The organism is Streptococcus infantis (assembly GCF_047465035.1).
In the GTDB taxonomy this organism is placed as follows: Bacteria; Bacillota; Bacilli; order Lactobacillales; family Streptococcaceae; genus Streptococcus; species Streptococcus infantis_T.
Genome location: NZ_JASHAQ010000022.1, coordinates 26,440 through 36,304, shown reverse-complemented (window position 1 = coordinate 36,304; position 9,865 = coordinate 26,440). Strand labels below are relative to the sequence as shown.

Below are 9,865 nucleotides of genomic sequence, written 5' to 3'. Positions count from 1 at the left end.
TGTTTTTTTCATTGTTCAGTACTACAACCTTAGTTGTAGTGCCCTGCACATTGGTTCGTCTTGTTCAGTTTTCAAAGGTCTTTGTCACTCGCTTCTCTCAAGTGACAACTATATTAGTATATCACAGCCGCTTTCGCTTGTCAACACTTTTTTGAAACTTTTTTTATTTTTTTTCGTCCAGTGTTTCATCTGTAACATACCATAGTCCGTACGGGATTCGAACCCGTGTTACCGCCGTGAAAAGGCGGTGTCTTAACCCCTTGACCAACGGACCAGAGTTGTTATTTTCAACTCTTACTATTATACCGACTTTTCTTACTTTGTCAACACCTTTTTTTAACTTTTTTTCATTTCTCCTGAATTACTTCCTTCAGCTCTCTGAGAAGGGCTTTGCGGCCTTTAAAACGTTCGTCTGCCCAGAGGCGTTCATAGGTTTCTTGCTTATCTTGTGGTAATTTTCTTCTATATGTATCCAATAATTCATGAAGGGCGTAGTAATCATCCAACCACAATCCTCCTTCTGGTAGGCGATGGCTAATCTCCCCTACTTCTTCATAGGCCATCCGGTCTAGGCGACGCTTTTGACTCTCTTGTTTTCTGACGCTATCAAGGATTCGATTGCGAAATTTTGTTTTGAAGTAGACGTAGAGTTTCTTTTCCTCTTCCACTAATTCTGGATGGTGTTCTAGAAGTTCATGGAGACAAATCATGCCTTCTTGGCCCCAATCCTCTTTCTCCCACAGGTGAAGATAGTAATCTTTTCGGCATCTATGAACAATTCCTTTTACCTTCTCATAATACTTTTCAAGCATTTGCTTTCCCCCTTTCTCTGCTTGTAGTATAGCAGAGAAAGGGGGAAAGAAGGGCTTTGGTTTCTGTCTTGTGCTGTTTTCATGTCTGTAATGTTATGGATTATCAGTTTGTAATTCACATAAAGCTTGCTAGTTTTTCATAGTCTAATTTTCAGACAAAGCAAAAAGCCCACTGTTGTAGGCTTTCTGTAAGATATTTCTTAAAATTAAAGCATTTTGTTGTATCGCTTTTTTAAGTATTCAGCAAGTAGCTTTATTACTTCTTAATGCTTGATAATAGGGTGATGGGGAGTTTTCGCTTTTCGTTTGAACGTTTTGAAGTTTCTCCCTTACTCCATAAATCACTGAACATGATAAACGAGTTCAGCAGGCAAGAAACTAGCACTATTTAAAAGTGCTTTTTTGTTTCTATTTAATAGGAAGCTATTACACATCTTTTAATATTTGTTTTATTAGTTTGCATGAAGCATTCTAAATACTCTTCATCTTCTAATCTAAAATCTAACAATAGCATAAATTTAATTTCGTATCTGTTCTGTTATATTGGAACTCTATATGTACCTGTTCTTTAATCTTCAAAGTTTAGCTTAGATTCTTTTTTGATTGTAAGTTTAATATTTTAAAACTGTGTTTTTCCTTCTTCTTTAATAATTAATCAAATATAGTAAAAACTTATCCTAGCGCTAACATAAAGTTGTTATTATAAATCTCTTTTTATTTCAAAATCATAGTAACAATCAGATTTAAGCAAAAACACTTAGAACAATCTAAGTGTTTTCATTTTAGATAGACTTGTCAACAAGAGTTTTACTGATTTGATTTTTTGGTTTAGTGTCTATCTCTTTATATACTTCTAAAAAATTTTTCCCAACATTACTTTGTGAAAGATTCTGATATATTTTTTTATCTAGAAATCCATGTTTTTCTTTTGAAAAATTTGCTACATACATTATATATCACCCTTTCTAATTTTATAATCAATATTATTTTCAATATTAAAGTAGTGTTTTCTTTCAATCCAGATAGGACCTTCCCCTTTAGAAATAGCTAAAACATCCACTGGTCCTCCAACTGTTTCAAGTGTATTCACAATCTTTCTCTTAAAAGAAGTCAACTCAATGAATGTTTTTGCAGTAGAAGCCATCTCATCAATTGGTTGCATCCCAATCAAGTCAAAAATTGGATTTATATAGTATTGTTGTTGGACACTAGCGATAGTTTGAAACAATTCTTCCTGTGTATTTGATATATTATTACGTTCCAAAATTTCATTAAATTGTTGTCCTATAAATGCGTTTAACCTGGGATCTATACCATTCATTATAGTATCTACCATTTCGGATTGAGCAAAGGGAATAATATGACAAGCAACATTTTGGCTAATTTCTTTCTCGGTAATTACACGCCAGACAAGGCGTTTAGCAAATACACCACTTAACTCTATTTGTCTAAGGGATGGAAAAATTTCTTCAACACCATACCCAGCAATTACCAACCCTGTTACAGAATTTCTATCAAAACCAACTAACATTGCTTTGTATATTGTTTTAGATAAAAAGTTTAGTTGCTCATCGGAGTATTCATTATTGTTAAAGTACTCATCTAGTTGTTCCCGTATTAAATCAAGTTCGCCATCTAAATATTCAAATTCAGTTTCAGATATTGATTTGGAGATATCATTTGAATATTCTTCTATAACTTCCCATAAAATATTTTTAAAAATTTCTAGAGTTATTACATCTCCCTGATCTGATCTATGATCAGCTATTTCTTGGGTGCTCTCGTGTATTATTTTTAAATAACTTCTAGTCTGTCTAATTATATAATTAACCAAGGCATCATTACTTTGTATTGGCATAAATTGCAATAAAAAATCAACAAAATTATTAATGTACATTGCTGTGTCAGCTAGTACTTCGTTGCCAATTGACTTTTTATACTCACTTATGATTACTTCCCACGGTACACCCATAAAGGAGGCATCTCCATAAATCATAATTCCAACCGAATGCACTCTAGATAAAGTAAATAATTTCCGAGCACTATTAAACACTTTGGAGTTAATCCCGTCAGATAAAGTCACCGCGCTATCTGCAGCTAAAACAACTCCATTCTTATTTAGTATTCCAATTTCTGCAGTCAAAATTGAGCCTCCAATTATTTTACATAACTTAACAGTTAAAAATCATTAAATATTTTTCAATTTATACAACAATTCCCTTTAACTAATTATAATACAATTCATACTAAAAGTACATTCTTTTAACTATGCGAACACATCTCCAATTTCTAACAATATATCATAGCTTCACTTTAATCTAGAAAAATTATTTTCAGTTTAACCTCCTCATTATTTCAATGACTTTTGAATGCATATGTTTAATTTCAAAAAACTAGCCTTCACCTTATAAATCAACAAGTTTTTACCCCCTTTTTGTCTGGAGGTCTCCGACTTGGAAAAAGTTCCCTTCACCGGTACCCTACTGGGCAGAAAGATTTTTTAAAAGGTGGGGGGAGTCAATATCCTTTCAATTCCACAAATCTTTTAGCGATTACCTTTCTACGGCTATTTATATAACGAGTAGTTTTATTTAGTTTCTCTGCCACGTCTTCCCAAGTCGCACCAGCTTCTAAATATCTCATTTTAAAAATTACTAGATCACTTTCAATTAAGTTTTCCATCAAGGTATCTACAACTAGTTTGAAACTTTCTAAATATCTTAGTGTTTGGTCTTCTTCAATTCTAATGATTGTTGCCTCAGTAGGACTATATACTGTCTTGCATTTCCCACCAGTATAATCTTCATCGCTATGTTTCTTATTATGTATTAGTTCCTGTCTTCTCAAATAAATTTTATTAGCAAGCGTTCTATATCGTCCTAACTCAATATCTATCCCGTCCAGGTCTCTGTTACTCAGCTCGTACATCGGTAAGCACCTCCACTTAAATTTAAAAATTTTTTTATCTTTCAATTTGTCAAATTGTAAATTCTGTCAAACTGACAAAAAGCGCTAAAAGCCTTCCAACACTCCACTTACCAGGTATCGTTGTTTTAAGTTTGACAACTCTTCAATATGACAAGTTCAAGGGAAATTTCTTTAATTTATCCCCTCAGTTTCTCATATCTTACATTCTGTGAAACTCACTCCATTCTGTAAACCTCTGATATACCTTGCTTTCAAGCTATTACTTCTTTTCAGTTTATGCTTACTTTGTTATGTGAAACTTAGTAAAGCATAAAAGTAGGACTAGCGATATTTCTTTTGTTTGAGCCATATATCACTAGCCTTACTTAATTTGTTCCCTATTTTTCTAGATACACTTTGATGTCCCGATATTCCTTAGAAAAATTCATCCATCCGCTAGAATCAGGGGTTAAGAATGGTAGAACAGTAAGCGGACTTACTTCTGTTCGATACGGCGATAGAGAATGTCTCTGACTTATTTCTCTGACTACACCTGTATGGATTTCTTCTACATCCTTCTTCAGTTCTTGAATTTCATCATATGCGTCCAGAATTCGTCTAAGTTTGTTTCGGTATTGTTTATAGATCTTCTTAGTTTCCATCCGTTGCTTAGTCTCTTTAAAAATGTATTCAAAGATGACTGCATTAGCTTCTGAAAAATCACTATCAAATTTTTCCTGAAGGCCATCAATAGCTTTTTCCATCTTTTCCAGCTGCTCTAAAGATTCTAAGTTATTTGACAAAAAAGAATCTATGTTCTCAAATGAAACTGCTTGATTGCCTAACAGGCTTTTCCTTTTTTCGCTTAACTGTTCTCGTGCTGAATTAATCTTACTTTTTTTATTATCTATATCATCCAGTGTTTCAAATACTTGATTAATATCCATTTCTTTCTCCTAGTTCCATTGAATAAAGTAACCACAATCTTCTTCAACTTTTTTTACATCAAATCGGGTATGTAAAATCAACCGTTTCCCAAAATAGTCATTCGCATTCACCCAACTAAGTGTATCTTTCTTGCGATCAAACAGAGTAACAAAGTTTTCTAGATCTCCGATAAAGCCTTTTTTGTCGCCTTTGTTCCCTAATGTCGTATCATCTACAATTAAAAAGTTATCTACAAAGAATGTTTCACTTGTCCCTGTCTCTTTATCAACTTTAAGAAGATAATTTCCTGAAGTGTCTTTCATTTTTTCTAAGACACTAAATAGTGATTGACTAATAACAATAGATACATTGCGCTCTGGATTGATTAAAGAAACAATAGATTTCAAGTCGTCCAGACTTGTAGCGGTCTGTACTTTCGCAGTTTGGAGAATTTTCCCAATCTCTCTATTTCGTGTTCTACGTTTTAATTTAATAATCTTCTTACCAAGAAAATCCGTTAAATTATATTGGCCATCATCTAATTGTTCCTGTGAAAAATCAAGTTTTCCACTGAATAATTTAACTAAGTAATCAACGCTGATAGTTTTCTTTTTATCTGCTTCTGTTCTCTCAACCGAATTTTCGCTAACTTCTTGTAATGAATCAGATTCAAAGTCAGTTACTTCATACTTCCCACCACGGGTACGAGTCTCAATAACATTTACTAGATCAACCAGCTCTTTACGTTGATGTTCATCTCCATAACTATCAAGGATTGGTTTTTCAATGAGTACATGATTATTTTCTACGTTCATCCCTCTAGTGTTATAACCTGTACTTCGGATATAAGCTTCTAAATTTTCTTTTTGTTTAGCTAAGTTAGTTGTCATTTTTTGCTCCTTCATCTTTTAATATCTGATTTTTGTTTATAATTTTTTCTAAAATTCTTTGCTCTTAGTTTTTCTTTTATAACTCTCCGAGCCTTTAGAATCATTTTTTCTAGATTTTTATTTGTCTTGTTTGTTAGCATATTTTTCTAGTATTTCTTGTTTCCGTTGTTCTAAGCTATTATCTTCTTTTTTACATTGAGAAAAGATTTTCTGTCTTTTATCTGGATCCATAGAAAACTTATTGGCTACTACATACCCTAAAGAAGTATCTCCTGACATCTCCCTCACCCCCTTTCTATGCAAACAAAAAGGGACATACCACTAGCATTATATGCTTACGGTATGTCCCTGAGTTGTTCTCAATAGACTTATTTTTTAGTTTCTTTTTTGACTAGATGAGTAAATTTCCCATCTGAATAGAATAAAGTAATTTCTCCAAAACTTGGAACTTTTTCTATCTCTATTATACCACGTTTTTCGTATACAACAAAGCCTTTTTCTGTTGCAAATCGCATTTTATCATCATTCATTGATATTCTCCCCTCACTGTGTTTATAGTGTATCTTTTATCTTTGATCGTAAAAGCCTTGAAAGTGTTCCCTTCTAAACCTTTCAAAATTCTACTTGAGTTTCTAGCATTATAAACAGTCCGCAGTTCACTACTATCTAGGTTCGTGTTGAAAATCGTAGTTTCTCGATTGTTGATAATATCAAACAAAAAATCCTGTTCCCAGTCACTCTTAGGTGTTACCGTCCCATTTTTTGCCCCCAGGTCATCAATGATTAGAAAATCAACATCAACAAGCTTTTTAACTGCCTCATACTCTGTTAAGTTTGCATTTCTTCCATAAGCCCATCCTTCTTTTATCTGCTTGATAATCTCGGTTAAGCTGACAAATAAGACACTCTTAGGCTCGTTCTTCTCTCTGAAGCTCTCATTGATTTCTTTAGCCAAGGCAAGAGATAAATGACTTTTTCCGATTCCTGTGTTACCGCTGATTAAAGTATTTCCTGTCATACCAGCAAGATACTTCTGGGCTTGACCTTTTACAAACTCTAACATCTGACGCTCCTCTGTCGTCTTAACAAAGAAATTATCAAATGTCGCTCCTTTCAACTCGTTAGGAATCGTACTATCACGCATTAAGACATCATAGGTTTTAAAATATTCTTTCCTATCTTCAAACTCCTTTACCAGTTCTTTTTCTTTTTGCTCAATTTCCTCTTGGCCACATTCAGGGCAAAATTCTAGCAAACTTCGTTCCTTGCTTCCTCGTACAGGTATTGAGATTTCCCAATAGTTTACCTGGTGAATCTCACATACTTTTTCAGATATCTTTCTGTTGTTGTATTCTTTAAATTTATCTTGCATTTTTAACTCCTAAAATGGTAGATCTGGAAAGTTATTGTCTAGCTTACTTTTAGAAATTTTAGGTTTTTGATTTAGATAACTATCAAACTTAGAACCGAATAGTGTTTCAGGTCTTAAATATTTAAAGAACTCAGGATTATCTTTCCATTCTTCCGTTTTTACGTCAATCACCTGTTTAAAATCTTCAAGTGTATATCCTTCTTTGAATCGTGCCATTATATGTTTTAGATTCTTCTCGAGATACTTATAATTTTTTCCTACAGAATGATTAAGATAAGCAAGAGGAATTCTAACTAAATACCTTTCTGGCTTGCCTTTTGTAATTTCTTCAATCATTTTTGGTGTTAGCCAATCAGGGAAAGTAAAGTCAGGTTTTCCTGACAATATATATTCTTTCTCTAACTCTTTATCTAACTCTATCTCTATCTCTGTTGGACATGAGTTGGAAATAGTCTTTTTATTTTGGACATTCTCCAATTTCGGTATATCTTGACTATTTTTTCTTTGGTCTCGCTTATATTTCGCCCAGTTTGTTTCACTCTCAACCATGGCTTTTGCTTGCGATAATGTAGCATGTCCATCATCGTCTATCTGAATCAGTCCACATTTTGTAAAATATGCAACCGTCATATTTATATCATCTTCAGAAACATCCAGTTTTAAAGCTAATTCCTGTACCAAACTATCAAAATATCCTTCATAGTACAAAATACAATCATCTTCTAAACTTTCCAACATAAGACGGATATAAATCACTGTCATAGTGTAGCCACCAGGCATATTTTTAAGTCGCTTAATAAAAAGATTATCAAAAAACTTCTTATCAACTTTTAACCAAAAATATATTTTAGTCTTTGCCATCATCTACCCCCAGAAAATTCAAAATATCCGTAACTTTGTAATAGACTTTTCTAGTATCTTCTAGTGGTGGTTGGTAACGTCTTAGTCCTGCACCTTCCCACTTTTGCAAGGTTTTGTATTTTATATCTAACTCGTCCATGGCTTCCTGTGCTGACATTAAACCAGTTAGTCGTGGTTTAGGTCTTTCTCGGACTGCTAGATAGTTTTCTACTACTGTGCTTATTCTATTGGTTAAATCGTGTTCGCTTTCTTTACTCAAACTAAACATATCCTTCCACCCCTTTCAGTGTTAAATTCATTCTATTCCTCATTTTCTAGGCTGGTTTATGAGTTCGGAAGGTTATTTGGTCACTTAATGCCCTAAATAACATATCTTCCTGATCATTTAAAATTATCTCAATAGTTTTACAAGCTTTATGTCTTAAGTTTGTATCCGAAAGTTGATTATCTAATACTCCGAGAATTGCTGATAGATTTTCTATGTTCTCTATACGCTTAACTATAAAAGCCTCTTTTGTTAAGCCTTGCTCATCTAATTTCTCTTTAGTATATAAATGTACTCTATAAGTCATTTGATATCTCCTTGTTTATTAACCCCTGCAAGCTGAATATATCGCCCATAATCAGGGCTTAAATCCTCGCTAGGTGTTTCTATTGTCTGTGTACTTTCTCGCTCGATTTGAGCGCTTTTTTGACGGTCTCGGTGGTTTAGATACATGAGAAAGCCAACCAATATCACGGTAAAAATAAGCGCCTGCGTATTGCTTAAATCTAGTTCATTCATGCTATGCCCTCGCTTGGTAATTCTTGATATAATTCACTTGATAGCTGTGCTCCATCTTCAGAAAGTCGTACACCTCTTCTGGAGTTACTTTATCATCTAAAAAGTCAATGATGAACTGAAAAAGGTTCGGATGTCTATCCTTGATTTTAGTCATTCGGTTGTCAAATTCTGATTGTGTCATTGCATTGCCTCCTCAAATTGCTCTATAAGATGATCTTTATTTACTTTTTGAGTTCCATTTTTAGAGTTAAAAAGAATATCTTTTAAGGTTACAGTAGCCTCTAAATACTCCTTTTCAGCATGTTCTATATACGCCTGTTGCTCTGCTTCATTGTCAAAAAAGTGCTTGGCTTGGCGTTTAAAGAATGCTTGTCGCATAGCATCCATTTCAAAAATACCAGGGGCGAAAAAGACTCCCGTAGTGCTTTTAGAGACCGCTTCGATTTTATGGATGTCATTCAATTCAGGAAGTTCAATCCAAAGTAAACGGGATAAATATTCTTTGATAGTTTTTGTCTGATTTGCCAATAACGAAAGTCTACTAAGCCCATTTTTTTCGCCAATTTCTCGCATTTCTGCGCTAATTCTGTCTATATGTCTAGTTAAATTCTCGTATGTTGTTTCTGTCATGTTTTTTACCTTTGTTTCTATGTTGTGTAATTGCCCTGAGGGCTTTTTAATGGTTGTTTCTTAATACAGGATTTTTTCACCCCTCCAAACGCTGGGCGATTGCCCCAAGTTGGCGAACGCTTGTAGCGGTGTTTTGTGAGTAATTACCCATCTTTCAGCTAAACAAGGCCTTAGAATCACCCTGTCAGCGCTTGATTTCAAAACCTTTTCTAATTGCTTGCCTGCTCTTCGGTTTTCTTAGTTTCGTTTTCAATTTGATCGCCTAATCTTTTCCAGGCTCTATCAAATTCTTCACGTTGGATTTCTTTACTATGTAATCGCCTTGCTAATTCCATACCTCTACGCATGAATCTAGCAAAATGTGTGTTTTATTTCATTCCTAGCTCTCCATCATGTCATAAAGTAGGGCATAGTGTTTATCTGGAATCCTATCCAAGGCTTTCAGTCCGTCATGTTCTGCTTTTTGTCTAGTTTCTGCCTTAACCGTGCTATCAAAGGCGATAGAAAAGGCATTTAACATAGCCTTGTATCGGTCTACACTCTTCAAATAGCGACCACGTTCCCCAAGTTCCTTCAATTTTTCGGTAATATCCTTGAATTTTACTGCTTGATGTTGTTTTCTCATTGTGAACCTTGTCTTTCTATGCTATAATCAAGGTATAGAAAAAATATCTATACTCTG

Annotated in this window: 17 protein-coding genes and 1 tRNA gene; all 18 read right to left on the bottom strand. The window is 34.0% G+C overall.

Going from position 1 to position 9,865, the window contains the following annotated elements; genetic code table 11:
• Positions 1-202 precede the first annotated feature (202 nt).
• A tRNA-Glu gene (locus tag QM406_RS08950) sits at positions 203-274 on the bottom strand.
• Positions 275-347: 73 nt separating this feature from the next.
• Positions 348-812, bottom strand: a complete 465-nt coding sequence (locus tag QM406_RS08945) for a sigma-70 family RNA polymerase sigma factor (protein WP_414274030.1) — start codon at positions 810-812, stop codon at positions 348-350.
• A gap of 782 nt (positions 813-1,594) precedes the next feature.
• Complete coding sequence (locus tag QM406_RS08940) at positions 1,595-1,762, bottom strand: hypothetical protein (RefSeq protein WP_414274029.1); 168 nt, start codon at positions 1,760-1,762, stop codon at positions 1,595-1,597.
• Entirely contained in the window at positions 1,762-2,955 is a 1,194-nt protein-coding gene (locus QM406_RS08935; RefSeq protein WP_414274028.1) for a hypothetical protein, read from the bottom strand. Before QM406_RS08935 ends, QM406_RS08940 begins: the two co-directional genes overlap by 1 nt.
• A gap of 374 nt (positions 2,956-3,329) precedes the next feature.
• Complete coding sequence (locus QM406_RS08930; RefSeq protein WP_414274027.1) at positions 3,330-3,740, bottom strand: DUF722 domain-containing protein; 411 nt, start codon at positions 3,738-3,740, stop codon at positions 3,330-3,332.
• Between the two features lie 377 nt (positions 3,741-4,117).
• Positions 4,118-4,666, bottom strand: a complete 549-nt coding sequence (locus QM406_RS08925; RefSeq protein ID WP_075231133.1) for a hypothetical protein — start codon at positions 4,664-4,666, stop codon at positions 4,118-4,120.
• Between the two features lie 9 nt (positions 4,667-4,675).
• A complete protein-coding gene (locus QM406_RS08920) occupies positions 4,676-5,536 on the bottom strand; it encodes a phage major capsid protein (RefSeq protein WP_075231132.1) in 861 nt (286 codons plus the stop codon).
• Between the two features lie 117 nt (positions 5,537-5,653).
• Complete coding sequence (locus QM406_RS08915) at positions 5,654-5,815, bottom strand: hypothetical protein (protein WP_414274026.1); 162 nt, start codon at positions 5,813-5,815, stop codon at positions 5,654-5,656.
• Between the two features lie 89 nt (positions 5,816-5,904).
• Positions 5,905-6,066 carry a hypothetical protein gene (locus QM406_RS08910; RefSeq protein ID WP_173278057.1) on the bottom strand — a complete coding sequence of 54 codons (162 nt, stop codon included), beginning with the start codon at positions 6,064-6,066 and terminating at the stop codon, positions 5,905-5,907.
• Entirely contained in the window at positions 6,063-6,908 is an 846-nt protein-coding gene (locus tag QM406_RS08905) for an ATP-binding protein (protein WP_414274025.1), read from the bottom strand. The genes QM406_RS08910 and QM406_RS08905 overlap by 4 nt, the downstream gene beginning before the upstream one ends.
• Before the next feature lie 9 nt (positions 6,909-6,917).
• Positions 6,918-7,769, bottom strand: coding sequence for a conserved phage C-terminal domain-containing protein (locus QM406_RS08900; RefSeq protein WP_414274024.1), 852 nt, complete (start codon positions 7,767-7,769; stop codon positions 6,918-6,920).
• Complete coding sequence (locus QM406_RS08895; RefSeq protein ID WP_414274023.1) at positions 7,756-8,037, bottom strand: XRE family transcriptional regulator; 282 nt, start codon at positions 8,035-8,037, stop codon at positions 7,756-7,758. Before QM406_RS08895 ends, QM406_RS08900 begins: the two co-directional genes overlap by 14 nt.
• A 46-nt stretch (positions 8,038-8,083) precedes the next feature.
• Positions 8,084-8,341, bottom strand: coding sequence for a hypothetical protein (locus tag QM406_RS08890; RefSeq protein WP_414274022.1), 258 nt, complete (start codon positions 8,339-8,341; stop codon positions 8,084-8,086).
• On the bottom strand, positions 8,338-8,553 hold the full coding sequence (locus tag QM406_RS08885) for a hypothetical protein (RefSeq protein WP_414274021.1): 216 nt from the start codon (positions 8,551-8,553) through the stop codon (positions 8,338-8,340). Before QM406_RS08885 ends, QM406_RS08890 begins: the two co-directional genes overlap by 4 nt.
• A 1-nt stretch (position 8,554) precedes the next feature.
• On the bottom strand, positions 8,555-8,734 hold the full coding sequence (locus QM406_RS08880) for a hypothetical protein (RefSeq protein ID WP_414274020.1): 180 nt from the start codon (positions 8,732-8,734) through the stop codon (positions 8,555-8,557).
• On the bottom strand, positions 8,731-9,183 hold the full coding sequence (locus tag QM406_RS08875) for a hypothetical protein (protein ID WP_414274019.1): 453 nt from the start codon (positions 9,181-9,183) through the stop codon (positions 8,731-8,733). The genes QM406_RS08880 and QM406_RS08875 overlap by 4 nt, the downstream gene beginning before the upstream one ends.
• A 209-nt stretch (positions 9,184-9,392) precedes the next feature.
• Positions 9,393-9,530, bottom strand: a complete 138-nt coding sequence (locus tag QM406_RS08870; RefSeq protein ID WP_414274018.1) for a hypothetical protein — start codon at positions 9,528-9,530, stop codon at positions 9,393-9,395.
• A gap of 32 nt (positions 9,531-9,562) precedes the next feature.
• Positions 9,563-9,808, bottom strand: coding sequence for a hypothetical protein (locus QM406_RS08865; RefSeq protein WP_414274017.1), 246 nt, complete (start codon positions 9,806-9,808; stop codon positions 9,563-9,565).
• Between the last annotated feature and the right edge of the window lie 57 nt (positions 9,809-9,865).